The 16,102-nt window shown below is 40.1% G+C and carries 17 protein-coding genes and 2 pseudogenes; 17 read left to right on the top strand and 2 right to left on the bottom strand.

Annotation, left to right across the window (positions count from 1 at the left end):
• Position 1 precedes the first annotated feature (1 nt).
• The 14 genes and pseudogenes from ACQRBN_RS12350 to ACQRBN_RS12285 all read left to right on the top strand — a co-directional run bounded on the left by ACQRBN_RS12350 (position 2) and on the right by ACQRBN_RS12285 (position 12,165).
• Positions 2-1,027 (top strand): PfkB family carbohydrate kinase, encoded by a 1,026-nt coding sequence (locus ACQRBN_RS12350; RefSeq protein ID WP_427739295.1) that lies wholly within the window; start codon positions 2-4, stop codon positions 1,025-1,027.
• A gap of 219 nt (positions 1,028-1,246) precedes the next feature.
• The gene (locus tag ACQRBN_RS12345; RefSeq protein WP_427739332.1) at positions 1,247-1,897 is read left to right on the top strand and encodes an HAD family hydrolase; all 651 of its coding nucleotides are present in this window, start codon (positions 1,247-1,249) and stop codon (positions 1,895-1,897) included.
• 142 nt (positions 1,898-2,039) lie between these two features.
• The gene (gene ilvN / locus ACQRBN_RS12340; RefSeq protein WP_427739294.1) at positions 2,040-2,537 is read left to right on the top strand and encodes an acetolactate synthase small subunit; all 498 of its coding nucleotides are present in this window, start codon (positions 2,040-2,042) and stop codon (positions 2,535-2,537) included.
• A 92-nt stretch (positions 2,538-2,629) separates the two neighbouring features.
• Entirely contained in the window at positions 2,630-3,649 is a 1,020-nt protein-coding gene (gene ilvC / locus ACQRBN_RS12335; RefSeq protein WP_427739293.1) for a ketol-acid reductoisomerase, read from the top strand.
• 340 nt (positions 3,650-3,989) lie between these two features.
• Entirely contained in the window at positions 3,990-4,631 is a 642-nt protein-coding gene (locus ACQRBN_RS12330; protein ID WP_427739292.1) for a phosphoribosyltransferase, read from the top strand.
• 223 nt (positions 4,632-4,854) lie between these two features.
• Positions 4,855-5,254 (top strand): annotated as a pseudogene (locus tag ACQRBN_RS12325) (nitroreductase family protein).
• 317 nt (positions 5,255-5,571) lie between these two features.
• On the top strand, positions 5,572-7,329 hold the full coding sequence (locus ACQRBN_RS12320) for a hypothetical protein (RefSeq protein ID WP_427739291.1): 1,758 nt from the start codon (positions 5,572-5,574) through the stop codon (positions 7,327-7,329).
• A 118-nt stretch (positions 7,330-7,447) separates the two neighbouring features.
• Positions 7,448-8,245, top strand: a complete 798-nt coding sequence (locus ACQRBN_RS12315; RefSeq protein WP_427739331.1) for a 4Fe-4S binding protein — start codon at positions 7,448-7,450, stop codon at positions 8,243-8,245.
• 41 nt (positions 8,246-8,286) lie between these two features.
• Positions 8,287-8,997, top strand: a complete 711-nt coding sequence (locus ACQRBN_RS12310; protein ID WP_427739290.1) for a GrpB family protein — start codon at positions 8,287-8,289, stop codon at positions 8,995-8,997.
• 13 nt (positions 8,998-9,010) lie between these two features.
• Complete coding sequence (locus ACQRBN_RS12305) at positions 9,011-9,538, top strand: GNAT family N-acetyltransferase (RefSeq protein WP_427739289.1); 528 nt, start codon at positions 9,011-9,013, stop codon at positions 9,536-9,538.
• 24 nt (positions 9,539-9,562) lie between these two features.
• On the top strand, positions 9,563-10,381 hold the full coding sequence (locus tag ACQRBN_RS12300) for an MBL fold metallo-hydrolase (protein ID WP_427739288.1): 819 nt from the start codon (positions 9,563-9,565) through the stop codon (positions 10,379-10,381).
• Positions 10,382-10,512: 131 nt separating this feature from the next.
• Positions 10,513-10,956 (top strand): annotated as a pseudogene (locus ACQRBN_RS12295) (pyridoxamine 5'-phosphate oxidase family protein); the annotation flags it as partial.
• Between the two features lie 24 nt (positions 10,957-10,980).
• Positions 10,981-11,235 carry a DUF3781 domain-containing protein gene (locus ACQRBN_RS12290; RefSeq protein WP_427739329.1) on the top strand — a complete coding sequence of 85 codons (255 nt, stop codon included), beginning with the start codon at positions 10,981-10,983 and terminating at the stop codon, positions 11,233-11,235.
• A 78-nt stretch (positions 11,236-11,313) separates the two neighbouring features.
• Positions 11,314-12,165, top strand: coding sequence for a MerR family transcriptional regulator (locus ACQRBN_RS12285; protein WP_427739287.1), 852 nt, complete (start codon positions 11,314-11,316; stop codon positions 12,163-12,165).
• A gap of 60 nt (positions 12,166-12,225) precedes the next feature.
• On the opposite strand, the gene ACQRBN_RS12280 is transcribed toward ACQRBN_RS12285, so the two are convergent.
• Positions 12,226-12,501, bottom strand: coding sequence for a DUF3784 domain-containing protein (locus tag ACQRBN_RS12280; protein WP_427739328.1), 276 nt, complete (start codon positions 12,499-12,501; stop codon positions 12,226-12,228).
• 10 nt (positions 12,502-12,511) lie between these two features.
• Positions 12,512-12,997, bottom strand: coding sequence for an AAA family ATPase (locus tag ACQRBN_RS12275; protein ID WP_427739286.1), 486 nt, complete (start codon positions 12,995-12,997; stop codon positions 12,512-12,514).
• Between the two features lie 187 nt (positions 12,998-13,184).
• Here ACQRBN_RS12275 and ACQRBN_RS12270 point away from each other — a divergent pair, with 187 nt between their 5' ends.
• The 3 genes from ACQRBN_RS12270 to ACQRBN_RS12260 all read left to right on the top strand — a co-directional run bounded on the left by ACQRBN_RS12270 (position 13,185) and on the right by ACQRBN_RS12260 (position 16,031).
• Complete coding sequence (locus tag ACQRBN_RS12270) at positions 13,185-13,994, top strand: PD-(D/E)XK nuclease family transposase (RefSeq protein ID WP_427739285.1); 810 nt, start codon at positions 13,185-13,187, stop codon at positions 13,992-13,994.
• Positions 13,995-14,166: 172 nt separating this feature from the next.
• Positions 14,167-15,171 (top strand): asparaginase, encoded by a 1,005-nt coding sequence (locus ACQRBN_RS12265; RefSeq protein WP_427739284.1) that lies wholly within the window; start codon positions 14,167-14,169, stop codon positions 15,169-15,171.
• 242 nt (positions 15,172-15,413) lie between these two features.
• Positions 15,414-16,031, top strand: coding sequence for a flavodoxin family protein (locus ACQRBN_RS12260; RefSeq protein ID WP_427739283.1), 618 nt, complete (start codon positions 15,414-15,416; stop codon positions 16,029-16,031).
• Positions 16,032-16,102 lie beyond the last annotated feature (71 nt).

Genomic DNA, 16,102 nt, shown 5'->3' with positions numbered 1-16,102 from the left:
AATGAGTAAAAAAGTAGTTACATTTGGTGAACTGATGTTAAGACTTGCGCCGGAAGGATATTATCGTTTCGTGCAGGCAGATAAGTTGGGCGCAACATTTGGCGGTGGAGAGGCGAACGTAGCAGTTTCTCTTGCTAATTATGGATTCGATGCGGCATTTGTATCAAAACTCCCGACTCATGAGATCGGTCAGGCTGCAGTAAATTCTTTAAGAAGATATGGCGTGGATACTTCTTATATTGCAAGAGGTGGTGACCGTGTAGGAATCTATTTTCTTGAGAAGGGTGCTTCTCAGAGACCTTCCAAGGTTATCTATGACCGTGCCGGATCGTCTATCTATACAGCATCTTCTGAAGATTTCAACTGGAAAGAGATCTTTGAGGGTGCAGAGTGGTTCCATTTTACAGGAATTACACCAGCATTGAATGACGGTGTGGCTGCAATCTGTTTAGAAGCATGTAAAGCAGCAAAAGAGATGGGTGTGAAAGTATCCTGTGACCTGAACTACAGAAACAAACTCTGGAGCAAGGCAAAAGCAGGAGAAGTAATGGGCGAGTTATGCAAATATGTTGACGTATGCATCGCTAACGAAGAGGATGCGGCAGATGTATTCGGAATTAAAGCGGCTGATACAGACGTTACAACCGGAACAGTAAATCACGAAGGTTACAAAGATGTTGCAAAGCAGCTTGCGAACCGTTTCGGATTCGAGAAGGTTGCAATCACACTTCGTGAATCTCTCTCTGCAAATGATAATAACTGGTCTGCAATGTTATATGACGGAACAGACTATTACTTCAGCAAGAAATACAAGATGCATATCGTAGACCGTGTAGGCGGTGGAGACAGTTTTGGCGGTGGTCTGATCGCAGCAATCTTAAGCGGATATGATTCTCAGACAACGATTGAATTCGCAGTTGCGGCATCTTGCCTGAAGCACTCTATTGAGGGTGATTACAATATGGTATCAATGGACGAAGTCGCAAAACTTGCCGGAGGAGATGCTTCCGGACGTGTCCAGAGATAATATATAACAATAACCTATTTTAATAAGCCATGATCAGGAGAACTGTCGTCTTATAGCCGGGATTCGGTTATCGGGCGGCAGTTTTCCATTGGTTTAGCAATAAATTCTTGCATAGATGTAAAGAAAATATTATAATTGCACGATAGGGTAACTTATATGGCATATGCATTCAGCAGGTATGCTTTGAACGGTAAGATAGATATAAGAAAGGAGCAGGATATGCACAGAACATATGATACATTTTTCTTTGATCTGGACGGAACGATTACGGATTCATCATTGGGGATTACGAATTCTGTAATCTATGCGCTGAAAAAATTTGGAATTGAAGAAACGGACCGGACAAAACTCTATAAGTTCATCGGTCCGCCGCTGAACCTGTCTTTTGAACAATATTATGGGTTCTCAAAAGAACAGGGCTGGCAGGCAATCGAATATTACCGTGAATACTATCGTGATAAAGGCATTTTCGAAAACCGTGTCTATGAGGGATTCGAAAATATGCTTAAGAAACTGAAAGATGCAGGAAAAACCCTGGTGGTTGCGACGTCAAAACCAGAACCTTTTGCACGCCAGATCATCGAACACTTCGGTCTCTCCAAGTATTTTGATTACGTTGCGGGTATGGAACTGGACGGCCGCCGCGGCACTAAGACAGAAGTCATCCGCTATGCCTTGGAAGTGTGCCAGATCCAGGATAAGTCAAGCGTGCTAATGGTAGGAGACCGCGAACACGATGTATTCGGAGCCAAAGAAGTGAGGATTGATTGCCTGGGTATTCTTTACGGCTTTGGAACCAAAGAAGAACTGGAGACTGCCGGCGCCACCTACATCGTCGAGACAGTAGCCGATATCCTTCATTTCTGCTAAAATGCTCCATGGCTAACTTATGAAAAATAACGTAATTTATGAAAAGATAGAGGGTTTCCGCTTGACAAAAGCAAAAGATATTGTTATGATCAAAAAACAGAACGCACTCTGTTTTTGGAATACATTTAGAAAGAGGTGCAGTATGCAAAGAGTATATTCATTATTAGTTGACAATAATCCCGGCGTATTAAGCCGTATCTCAGGATTATTCAGCAGACGCGGATACAGCATTGACAGTATCACTGCAGGTGTAACCGCTGATCCGAGATTCACGAGAATTACAATCGTTGCATCCGGTGATGAGTTGATCTTATCCCAGATTGAAAAACAGGTGAGAAAACTTGAGGATGTTGTTGAAATCAAGGTACTTAATCCGGAGGAATCCGTATATCGCGAACTGATCATGGTCAAGGTTCGTGCTAATGCAGCGGAAAGATCAGAGATTATCTCTGTTGCAGATATTTTCCGTGCGAAGATTGTGGATGTCGAGAAAGAATCTTTGATGATAGAGCTTACCGGTAATCAGTCAAAACTGGATGCTTTCCTGAATCTGCTTGATGGATATGAGATTCTGGAACTGGCAAGAACTGGTATTACCGGACTTTCCAGAGGTATTAAGGACGTTACGATTATTGAATAAGAAACAAGCCTTTAAATGGGGGCAGGATTTTGCGCCTGTCTCTGTTTAACAATAAAAATTAATTTATTTATCAAATTAGGAGGAATGTCAAAATGGCAGCAAGAATTTTTTATCAGGAAGATTGTAATTTATCATTACTGGAAGGTAAGACAATTGCAATTATTGGTTACGGAAGCCAGGGACATGCACATGCCCTTAACTTAAAAGAATCTGGATGCAACGTTATTATTGGTCTTTACGAGGGAAGCAAGTCTTGGGCTAAGGCTGAAGCACAGGGATTAAAAGTATATACAGCAGCTGAAGCAGCAAAACAGGCTGATGTTATTATGATCCTGATCAATGATGAGAAACAGGCAGCAATGTACAAGAAAGATATCGAGCCAAACCTTGAAGAAGGCAATATGCTGATGTTTGCTCATGGTTTCAATATTCACTTTGGACAGATCGTTCCACCGGCAAATGTTGACGTTACAATGATCGCACCTAAGGGACCTGGACACACAGTAAGAAGCGAGTATCAGGCAGGAAAGGGTGTTCCTTGTCTGGTTGCTGTAGAACAGGATGCTACAGGTAAGGCACTTGACAAAGCACTTGCATATGCTGCAGGTATCGGTGGAGCAAGAGCAGGTGTTCTTGAGACAACATTCAGAACAGAGACAGAGACAGACCTCTTTGGTGAGCAGGCAGTTCTTTGCGGTGGTGTTTGTGCTCTTATGCAGGCTGGTTTTGAGACTCTGACAGAGGCTGGATACGATCCGAGAAACGCATATTTTGAGTGTGTACATGAGATGAAACTGATTGTTGACCTTATCTATGAATCAGGTTTCGCGGGAATGAGATACTCTATCTCTAACACAGCTGAGTATGGTGATTACATTACAGGACCGAAGATCATTACCGAAGATACTAAGAAAGCAATGAAGAAGATCCTTTCTGATATTCAGGATGGTTCGTTCGCTAAGGAATTCCTGTTAGATATGTCAGCAGCAGGCGGACAGGCTCACTTCAGAGCAATGAGAAAACTTGCAGCAGAGCATCCGGCAGAGAAGACTGGCGAGGAAGTAAGAAAATTATATAGTTGGAGCGATTCTGACAAACTGATCAACAACTAATTATAGATACATAATTAGCAGATACTTTAGCAGATATATAAGTAAAATATGGCGTACATCCCACAATGAGGTGTACGCTTTTTCTATGTCTTGTTAGGAAAAGTATTTTGTCTTAGATTGGAATTAAAGAATGTTTGGATGCAAATCTTCTATAATGTAAAATAGTATTTTGATATGGTGAAAAGATAGAAAATTCTGAAAATTATTCATAAAACAGTGGATTTTTTGAAATATTATGGTAAAATTGATATATAAATGAAAGAACGGTAAATCTTACATTTTTAGGACACCTTAATGGCAACGAACAAAGTGTATTGTAGAGAGGAAAGGAGCGGGAGGTATGGAAGTAAAGTTACAGGATCTGCGGTCGGATAAGAACCCAAAAGCACGGATTAAGATTATGCAGGGACATTTCGCAAGAAGTCACTCGCATGTTAATACTTATATCGATATATCTACAATCAAATGCAGGTGTGATCATGCAAGAGAGGCAGCAAGAGTATTGGCAGAGGCTTATTTGTCTTCTGCAGATGTTGATACGATTGTATGTCTGGATGGTATGGAAGTTGTAGGTGCATTTCTTGCAGAATTGCTGGCAGAGCCTAGTCAGATTGCAAAAAATCGTGGAAAGAATATCTCGGTGATTGCGCCGGAACAGAATCAGTTGGGACAGATGATGTTCCGTGACAATACGAAGAGAATGGTTTCCGGCCAGAATGTATTGATTCTTGCCGGCTCCATTAATACTGGCAAGACGATGCTTCAGTCGATTAATACAGTTATCTACTATGGAGGCAGCGTAAGTGGAGTGTGTGCGGTATTCAGCGCAGTTTCCAAAGTTGCAGGTATGGATATCCATGCAATCTTTACAAAGAAGAATGTTCCGGGATATCAGGTCTATGCTAACAACGACTGCCCATTGTGTAAGGAAGGAAAGAAAGTGGATGCAATCGTGAATAGTTATGGATATTCGGGATTGTAGAGGGAATCATTTTGTTAAGATAAAAAATGAGTAGAGACTGTGGCAGATGCTGTAGTCTCTATTTTGTTGCCAAAGCATCCGAAGCGAGGATCTTGTAGGTGAAAATATTTAAAGTTTGAACAAGAAAATTGAACGTTCTGGGGCAAGTTATGGTAGGATAGAGGTAAGTATAAGAATGCTATTTGATATTGCAACTATATAAATATTGGAAAGTGGTGAAGTTATGAAATTGTTAGAAATTATGATGAATCGAAGAAGCGTAAGAAACTATACAGGAGAGAAGATTCCACAGGAGAAACTGGAACAGATTTTACAGGCAGGACTTCTGTCTGCATCAGGAAGGAATCGAAGACCATGGGAATTGATTGTTGTACAAGAGAAGAACACATTACTATATGCACCTGATGGCAGATAGTCTGGGTGTTGGCAGTTGCTGGATTCAAGGTAGGCTTCGGGAGGCTTTTGATGGAAGGACTACAGAGGAATATATCAGAGAATTGCTTGCGGTACCGGACGGTTATTGTCTGGAGGCAATTCTGTCTCTGGGAGTTCCTGCAGAACATCCGGAAGCGCATCGATTGGATGAACTGCCGTTGGAGAAGATTCATCGGGAGAGATTTTAGTTGTCAAAGCAGTCGAAGGGGATTGTATCTTGTGCGAGGAGAGTAGAGATGAAGATAGCAGTTATACAGGCAAGTTCGCAAAAAGAATTGAAAAAACTTGGAGGATGGAAAAATGGGATATACAGCGTTAAAAATGATGCAGGAGCATAATAAAGAAAGGTATGGTCTGGCGTATCCAACCATACCGGAAGATTACAGGGACACGGAAAATATCAGTAATTATTGAACGTGAATGTCTGGGCTTCATCCGAGACTTATGTGAAGAACTTCGTTTTGATCATACAAAGAGTGCATTACAGGATTTGGAGGGAAAGAGTGTGTCAACGCATCAGATTCCTTATAATATGGAGATGGACATTGACAGATTATGCTTGGAACGGGCAATCCATAGATTCATGCGGTCGGGAGTAGCGCAGGATGCATTCGATGTATACTTCTGTTATCTGGAGATGTTTTTTGGCAATTATGGAAAGGCAAAAAAGATGATAGAGATGCTGGCGGAATTCGAGTCTAATGCGAGTGCTCTGCTTATGAAGCATAGGGATCATTATTCGCATTCTGTTTATGTATTTATATTGGGACTTGCTATCTACAACAAGAATGAGATCATAAGAAAAGCATATCGGGAGTATTACCGGATTGCAGATGAAAAAGAAGCGGCTCATCACTATATAAGATATTGGGGACTTGCTGCATTGTTCCACGATATAGGCTATCCATTTGAACTTCCTTTTGAGCAGGTGAAATCCTATTATGGGAATTCTATTATAGGCGTGCCGTTTGTTGCATATAGGGGTGTGCAGGATTACATTCGTCTGAGTGAGGAAGAAGCAGCATACTATGAAAAACTTCTTGGAAGACAATTAAGCGAGAAGACGGTAAATGCAGTGCTGGCGGTAAATATTGCGGATAAACTGGAAAGTGTATATGGATGTTCCTCAGAGACAATTTGCAGTGAGATGCTGAATCCAAAGCCAGAAGAGCCGGATGCTTTTGGAGGGTTCATGGATCATGCTTATTTCAGTGGAGTCCTGTTGTTTAAAGAATTAGAAAAGATGATGGGAATGGAATCAATGACGGTGACCTGTCTGGATGCGCTGACGGCCATTGTATTGCATAACAGCATGTATAAGTTCTCGGTTACGAATATCAGGGATGAAAAACGCAATATTCCATTTGATGTTAATCTGCATCCGCTGGCATACATTCTGATGCTGTGCGATGAATTACAGTGTTGGGACCGTACTTCTTATGGGCAGAATTCGAGAAGGGAACTTCATGCTATGTGGTGTGATCTGGAATTCATCGGAAATGATATCAAGGCAATGTATTATTATGATAGCAAACTGGAATATAAGAAAGATGTGGCAAAAGGAACTTATCGAAAGATGACGGGTGATCCAGTAAGTTTTGTGAAGGATATTGAGACAATTATACGGGTAAATGAAAGAGATTCCATTGGGTTTAGTCTGGATACTGCATTTGTTCCTAATAACCGGAGAACACATACTTACCTGTCAAACAGCAGTTTTATTCATTTATATAATTTTGCAGTTGCATTGAATGGCAGATATCAAAGTGCTGTTCCTGAAGATATAAAGGAAAGAGAAGAGTCTGCAGAAAGCCTGGAAGAAAGTTTCGAAAATCTATCTCTGGAATACAAATTGTCTAATATTATGCAGGCGAAAGCATTCGCGGGCTATCTGGATGCAATTGACTGTTTCTATACGGATAAGCCGGTGGATTATGAATTGCTGGATCAGTTTACAGATACTGATATGGATATTATCGGACCTATGGAGCATGAGCGTTGGCTGAATGAAAAATTATCGATGGGCTGGACTTATGGTACGGATTATCGGAAGGAAGAACTCTGTAAGGGAATCTATGGCTTAGGAGAAGATGTGAAAACAATCAGCCGTAATCTGCGCGAACAGACCAGAATGCATGAGTTAATGGTGGAGAATTATGAGGAACTGGAGAGAGAAGAACAGGATAAGGATACAGAGCCGATGAACTGTATGCTTCATTTGATTGATGAATATGATGGATTAAGGATTTATAGAGTCAATTAGGAATGAGTATAGTAAGTAGTTTGAGGTGCCGAGGCATCCGGTGGTAGGTCCTGTAGGTTACAAAATATGACAGGAGGTAAAAGTGAGAATTCTAAAAAAATATTCAGGTCCATTGATTATGCTGGTGATATTTGAAACAATTGCAATCGTTCTATGGCAGACACTTGATAATATCTTTTATCTGTTTAATTTTACATATATTGGTGGTTTTATTGCTTTTGGATTATTCTTGTATATTCGGAAGTATCAGCATGCAAGGCTGGTGGTTCAATTTGGCGTGGGATTGTATATGCTGATTTACCTTGGGGTGCTCAGCAGGGAGAATATGCAGATAGAAGGTTTTTGGTATTACCTGTTTTCAGGTGTGTTTGAGGCGGCAACTATCCATTATGTTGTAGCGAAGATATTCGGACCTCTATTCTTTGGACGAGGATGGTGCGGCTATGCCTGTTGGACGGCTATGATTCTTGACTTGCTGCCGTATAAACAGCCTAAGAGTCCGAGAAAGAAGATTGGTTATCTCCGATACATTACATTTGGCATCTCTCTGTTATTTGTTGCGGCATTGTTCTTGCTTCATGTACCAGACCTGAATCGGATTATGTTCTGGAGTTTTATTGCTGGCAATATATTGTACTATGCTGCGGGGGTTGTGTTAGCGGTTGTACTGAAGGATAATCGTGCATTTTGCAAATATCTCTGTCCGATTACGGTATTCTTAAAACCGATGAGTTATTTTGCTGTTATGCGTATAAAAGTTGATGAGAAAAAATGTATCTCATGTGGTAAGTGTAAGAGAGTCTGTCCAATGAATGTAGACGTAACAAGTAATTCAAGAAAAAGAGAAAATGCAACGGAATGTATCCTGTGTGTGAAGTGTGTGGATGAGTGTCCGATGAATGCGTTGAAATTGTAGAATGAGTAGAGGAATCAAGGAAGAGGGATGGAGGACCGATTGTGGCAAGAAAAATAGAAGTTGTAGATTATAACTCTGAATGGGAAAAAATGTATAAGGTTGAGGAAAAGCGAATAAAAAGTGCATTAGGAAAGAACTGTGCTGCCATCTATCATATCGGAAGTACATCTGTAAAAGGATTGAAGGCGAAGCCGATTATTGACATTATGCCAGTTGTTAAAGACATTACGTTAGTCGATGAAAGCCGTGAGGATTTAGAAAGCCTCGGCTATGAATATAAGGGAGAATACGGTATCCCTGGCAGACGTTTCTGCATGAAAGGCGGAGATAATCGTACGTATCACGTACACATCTTTGAGGTGAGTAATCAGAATGAAATTAATCGGCATCTGGCAGTTAGAGATTATCTCAGAAGTCATGCAGATACAGCAAAAGAATATGCAGAATTAAAGACGTGCCTTGCAGCGCAATTTACTTATGATAACGATGGCTATTGTGATGGCAAGGACACATACATGAAGAAACTAGAGCAGGATGCGCTGGAATGGAAAAAGGAACAAGAACGCAGAGGGAGTTCCATATCTATGGGGATGAGTATAGGGATGTGCTTTGGAGCGGGGATTGGCGCTGCTATCGGCGCAGCATTTTCTAATATTGGCATGGGAATGTGCTTTGGAGTCAGTATAGGAATGTGCATAGGGATGGCCATAGGTGCTATGAGGTATAGAGATGATGATAGAGGTAATATCTAAGGAGGAGAAGCTTATGGTTACACCGATATTAGAGACGGAGAGATTAATATTAAGACCTTTTCAGAGAGAAGACGCAAGTGAGGTCTTCGAATGTTGGGAAAGCGACCCGGATGTTGCCAGGTATATGTTCTGGAGCAGTCATCATGACATTGAGAAGACGAAAGAATGGCTTGAGTTTGAATTGGGACAGATATCTTCTGAGCAATGGTTTCGTTGGGCAGTTGTCAGAAAAGATTCTAATGAGTTAATTGGAACGGGACTAGTATATTTTGAGGAGGAATATGGCTTATTCGAGATAGGCTATAATTTTGGCAAGAAATATTGGGGACAGGGATATGCCACTGAAACTATGCGGGAGATTATATCTTATGCGAAAAATGTTCTAAAAGTGAAAGAATTGGTGGGAAGATATGCGAAAGAAAATCCGGCATCTGGGAAAGTGATGGAGAAACTGGGATTTCGTTATTATAAAGATATTCCGTATGAAGCGAATGAGGGGACACGTCACTACGAAGGGGTTGAATGCAGACTAAAAATGTAAATGTTTTTTATGGAGTATAGGAAGATGAGAATTGTAAATCTGATTGAAAATACACCGGGAAAACCACATTGTCAATATGAACATGGTTTGAGTTTTTATATTGAGACTGAGAAACATAAACTACTTATGGACAGTGGGGCATCGGATATGTTTCTGTATAATGCGAAGGTGCTTGGTGTAGATTTGACCCAAGTAGATACCATGATTCTGAGTCATGGACATTACGATCATGCAGGTGGAATTCTTGCGTTTGCCAAGTTGAATCCAGGAGCAAAAATATACTTAAAATCATCCGCAGGATTGGACTATTATCATTTGACAGGTGAAGAGGAAAAATATATTGGCATTGATAAGGATATCTTACAATTGGAACAGTGTGTGACTGTGGATAGTGACCTAAGATTGGATGATGAATTATTTTTATATACGGATATTATAGGGTCCAGGTATCCTGCGAAAGGAAATCTGCAGCTTAAGAAAAAGGTGGATGGTGTCTTTGTCCAGGATACTTTCGACCATGAACAATGTCTTGTTGTTACGCAAGGCGATAAGCGCATTTTATTATCTGGCTGTGCACATAATGGAATTCTGAATATTTTGGATAAGTATGCAGAGATATTTCATTCCGAACCAGATATTGTAATCAGTGGTTTCCATCTGATGCAGAAGGAAGGATATACTGAGGAAGATATTGCTAATATTCAGAAAATAGCAGATGCTTTAATGGAGACGAGGAGTATATTCTATACGGGACACTGTACAGGACAGATTGCATATGAGATTATGAAAGAGATTATGGGAGATAGATTGCATCCGATTCATAGTGGAGAGACATTAATATGAAAACAATCTATATCAATTGGTGGAACGATGGGAGTAGGAAAACCTACCATAGGACAAGTCCTGAAATAAGTGCTTAATATTCGGGATGCAGTTGAGTAGAAGTAAGAGAAAAGAGAGGAATAGAGAGCATAATGAGACGAAGTGACAGAGAAATTACAAATATAGATGAGATTATCAAGGTAATGGAAGAATGCGATGTCTGTAGACTGGCTCTGAATGATAGTGACTATCCATATATCCTGCCTCTTAACTTTGGGATGCAGATAGAAGATGGGAAGATTGTTTTATATTTCCATGGGGCAACAGAAGGAACAAAATATAGTTTAATAGAGAAGGATAATCGGGCTAGTTTTGAGATGGATTGTTCACATGAGTTGGTGTCTGATTATTCAAGGGGTTACTGCACCATGGAATATAAAAGTGTCATCGGACGGGGAAAGATTGAGATGGTTCCGGATGATGAAAAGTATGAAGCGTTGAAGTTATTGGTAGCGCACTATCATAGAGAAGAATTCCCTTTTAGTAAAGCAGCAATTCCAAGAACGAAGGTTTTTAAATTGGTTGTAAGCCAGATAACTGGAAAAGTGAAGTTGGCTCAAATATTGAAAGGGGAATGTGAATTGCTTCTTAATCTGGATAAGTTACATACCACGGAGTTGGGAGTAGAGCGGATTCAGAAAAATCTTTCGTTGACTGTAGGAAATGTAGTTGACTGGTGTCGAAAGAGAATTCAGATGCCAGACGCTTCAATCACAAGAAGAGGAAAAAACTGGTATGTGGGTATAGAGAATTGTGAAATCACAATCAATGCTTATAGTTATACTATTATCACTGCCCATCAGAAAAAGAAATAGAAATTACAAAATACCCATTGACTCTCACGCCGCGTGATAGAATACGATAGATTCATCAAGAACAGGAGGTTGCATTGGATGAGAACAGTAAAAGAAGTATCGGAGTTAACGGGTATCAGCGTGCGCACGCTTCACTATTATGATGAGATAGGTCTGTTAAAACCAACGGCTACAACCGAGGCGGGATACCGGCTTTATGACGATAAAGCACTTCAGAGGTTACAGCAGATACTATTTTTCAGGGAGTTTGATATGCCGCTTAAGGATATCGGAACCATCATGGACAATCCTGGACTTGATAGAAATCAGATACTGGAAGGTCAGAGGAAAATGCTGATATTGAAAAAAGAGCGTTTGGAACGGATGATTAACAGTATCAATGACATTTTGAAAGGAGAGGATAAGATGGATTTTGAAGTATTCAGTAAGGATGAGATTGAAGCATTGTATCAGTCTATAACTGAAAATATGTCTGAGGGGCATAAGGAGATCTTTATAGAACACTATGGAAGTATGGTGGAATTCCATGATGAATTTGTGAAGGGTGCGGCAAGTGAGCAGGTACAGCGGAATTTTCAGAAGGTTGTAGAATGGTATGGAGATAAGGAAAGCATGATGAAAGCTGTGAAAGAACAGCCGAAAGATGTAGAGATTATGACGGCGTATCAGAGGCGGCTCGGAAAAGTGCAGCAGAAACTTGCGGATAAGAAAGGGACAGATGTCAATTCATTCGAGGTGAGAGAACTGGTAGGAGAATATGATTTTGTCTCGAAGCAGCTTTATCAGATGAAAGATGTGTCAAAATTGATGCTGGAACTGGCGCAGTGTTATAAAACGGATGCAAAGGTTAGAGAAGGAATGGACAGTGTCTATGGGAAAGGCGCGGCACAGTATATCGGGGAAGCGATGGAAGCGTTTTATCATCGGTAGGATTGAATAGATATAGATTATTAGTATGTAAAGGGGGTGATACGATTATGTATTGCGCCCTTACTTCTTGCAGATGGTATGACTTAAGATCATAGTTACAGCAATATCAATAAAGATAATAACAAGGAATACATATATAAAATCAGTAGGTAATTGATTCTCAAAAATGCACATGATTAATGCTAAGACGGCGATAATCCCTAAACCGCCGCCTGTAACCTGACATAATTTCCGTTCGTTATATTTTTCCTTCTCCTTTTTTGATGCAGTATTATAGCCAGAAATAAACCAACTTCCATGTCCTGAAAGGAGTATCAGAGAAAGTATGATTAACAGGGATGAAATTCTAAATATATTCTAATCGTTCGAAATATTGCATAAGGATATTCGCGCAGTTATCAACGCCCAATTCTGAGGTATCCAATATCATATGATAATCATTGACATCTCCCCAGGCTTTTCCAGTGTGCTCATGATAATAGACAGCACGCTCTTCGTCACTTTTTTCCACTTTTTCTTTTGCGTCTTCATAAGTAAGGGATTCCAATTTCATAATTCTTTGAATTCGGTCTTCCATAGATGCGCAGACAAAGATATTAAGGACATTTCTTTGATCTTTAAGAATATCGGAAGCACAGCGTCCAAGAATAATGCATGGTTTTCGTGCAAGTTTGCGGATGGCTTCCGCCTCGCTTTCGTATTCGTGTTCATATAATTTCCGTTCGATATATGCTTTGTCGTATACGGGAATGTCTAGTCTTTCAGAAAGTTCCTTTGCAATAACGCTTGCTCCGGTTCCGAAGCGGCGACTCATTGTAATTACTAATTTCATGAGAATTCCTCCCTGTGTTAATTATCAATATTCTGTAAAAGTATATTTCCTATTATAACACTAAATAAAGAAAAAGGTGAAAAAATTTATCTGACTCCTGGATAGATCTAAGCCGCAAGGCATCTCAGGCTTCGATTTAGAAGTAGTTACCCGATGAAAAATACAAAATTAAAAGGAGAAGTGGTGTATGACGAGTAAGTTACAGATGTATTTCCCAATGATTAGAAGTCGGAAGGAGGTGTTGGATGATATCTACGGCAATGAAAGACTGGCAGAGATTTTTGATAGTTGGGAAGAACGGTATCAAGAGGAGTTCCTTGATTTTTGTACTGGCGTAAGGGGAGTAAAGATGCTGTATGACTTTTGTGCCAAGGCATTATTAGACCCAGAGATTCATCCGGAACGTCTGGATGAGTCGTCTTTATTATTGATGGATATTGTAGTACAGTTGGAGGACGGAAGTATTGCCAATGTAGAGATTCAGAAGATTGGATATGCGTTTCCCGGAGAGAGAAGTGCTTGTTACTCGGCAGATCTTTTGCTTCGACAGTATAAGATGGTTCGTCGTAAGATGACGAAAGATACGTTTTCTTATAAGCATATCAAAAGTGTCTATACAATCGTGTTGTTTGAGAAAAGTTCTCGTGAGTTTCATGTTTTTCCTGATAACTATATTCATAAGTTTCAACAGATATCAAATACAGGAATGAAACTGGAACTTCTACAGAAATTCATCTTCATCCCGCTTGACATCTATCTGAAAAATCATCACAATAAAGGTATAGAAACACGATTAGATGCATGGCTTACTTTTCTTGGCAGTGACAGTCCGGAAGATGTTATTGCACTAATCGAGAAGTATCCGGATTTCAAGCCGATGTATAAACAGGTATATGAGATCTGTCAGAATATCGAGAAGGTGATGGGAATGTTTTCAAAAGAATTATATGAAATGGATAGGAATACTGTACGTTATATAACTGGATCAGAAAAATAAAGAATTGAAACAGATGGAACTCGCCCTCCAGGAGACCTTAAAGCGTCTTGAAGAACTGAAGAGAGAAAAATAAGTAGTTATGTGGTTGAAAGCGCCTTTGCTTTTTGTTATGATAATTCTGATGCAAATATGGGGAATGCACAGAATATATTAATTAGGAAGAAGAGGAATCATGAAAAGAATACTAATGATTGGTACCGGTGGAACGATTGCTTCCAGGCAGACAGAGCAAGGTTTGGCGCCGGGGCTTACAACAGAAGAATTATTGTCTTATATTCCAGAAGTGGCAAATGTCTGCGAGATTCATACAAAACAGATCATGAATGTTGACAGTACGAACATTACACCAGAACATTGGCGCATGATGGTAGAGACCATCGAACAGAATTACTATAGTTATGATGGATTTGTAATTGCTCATGGAACGGATACGCTGGCGTACACGGCCGCAGCTCTTTCCTATATGATCCAGAATTCTGCGAAGCCGGTTGTTATAACGGGAGCACAGAAGCCAATTAATATGGTGGTGACCGATGCGAAGACGAATCTTTTGGATAGTTTTGTCTATGCTGCTGATGATGATTCGCAGGATGTGAATATCGTCTTTGACGGTAAAGTAATCGTTGGAACCCGTGCGAAGAAAGAGCGGGCGAAGAGTTATAATGCGTTTTCCAGTATTAATTTTCCGTATCCGGCGGTGATCCAGGATCATCGGGTGATACGTTATATCCCGACGATGCCGTATAGAAAGCGTGTGGAATTTTATCACGAGATGAAGAATAGTATCTGTGTCATGAAGATGGTTCCGGGGGTAAAGCCGGAATTGCTTAGTTATTTATTTGCAAATTATGATTGCATTGTGTTGGAAAGTTTTGGAGTAGGAGGAATACCGGCAAGTATCGTGGAAGAATTCTATCATCAGATGGAAGAATGGCACGAGAAAGGTAAATACGTGGTGATGGCAACGCAGGTTGCAAATGAAGGCAGCAATATGGAGGTTTATGAGGTTGGACAGAAGGTTAAGAAAGATTTTAACCTGATTGAGGCCTATGATATGACTCTTGAAGCGACGATTACAAAAATGATGTGGCTGATGACACTTCCTGATATGGACTATAAGAAGATTCAGGAAGCCTTCTATCGGACCGTGAATCATGACATCCTGCTTACTAGATAGAAGTCTATAAATATGTCATAGAAAAGGTATTATTGTATTTTATACAGATGCAATAATACCTTTTCTATTGCAAGTGGTAAATAAGAAGGTATAATAGTAGGAAATAAAGGCGAGATGATGTTTCTGCCAGTTTTCTGCTTTATAAAGAATACCGAAAGCAAGGAATTTAGGATTATTGATAAAAATGCAGAAGAGTATATTATGGTATATGATAAAAGTAGTATTAGAGGAGGAAGAAGAGAATGAAAGTATTAATGATTAACGGAAGTCCACGTAGCAATGGCAATACTTCCATTGCATTGAAAGAGATGGAAAAGATATTCTTGCAAGAAGGATTTGAAGTGGATACAGTACAGATTGGCAACAAAGATATCAGGGGATGTATCGCTTGTTGTTCCTGTAAAGAAAAGGGATGTTGCGTATTTGATGATGAGGTGAATCAGATTGCAGCCAGGTTTAAGGAGGCGGACGGGCTTGTGATTGCCAGCCCTGTGTATTATGCATCTGCGAACGCGACTTTGATCGCATGTCTTGATCGTCTGTTTTACAGTACACCATTTGATAAGACGATGAAGGTTGGGGCAAGCGTGGCAGTTGCAAGGCGTGGAGGCTGTTCTGCGACGTTTGATGAATTGAATAAGTATTTTACTATTACAGGAATGCCCGTAGCATCCAGCCAATATTGGAATAGTGTGCATGGAAGAAATGTAGGCGAGGCAAAGCAGGACGAAGAAGGATTGCAGACAATGCGTGTTCTGGCAAGGAATATGGTCTTTCTCATAAAAAGTATTGCTTTGGGAAAAGAAAAATATGGATTTCCGGGATTGGAAGAACACGTTTTTACACATTTTATACGATAACATCAGACAAAGGAGTAATTTATATTGAACAATATACTAATCGTTGAGGACGACACAAATATAAATAACTT

This window comes from Bariatricus sp. SGI.154, assembly GCF_050313795.1.
Taxonomy (GTDB): domain Bacteria; phylum Bacillota; class Clostridia; order Lachnospirales; family Lachnospiraceae; genus CAMBRQ01.
This window is presented reverse-complemented; position numbering and strand designations above follow the sequence as displayed.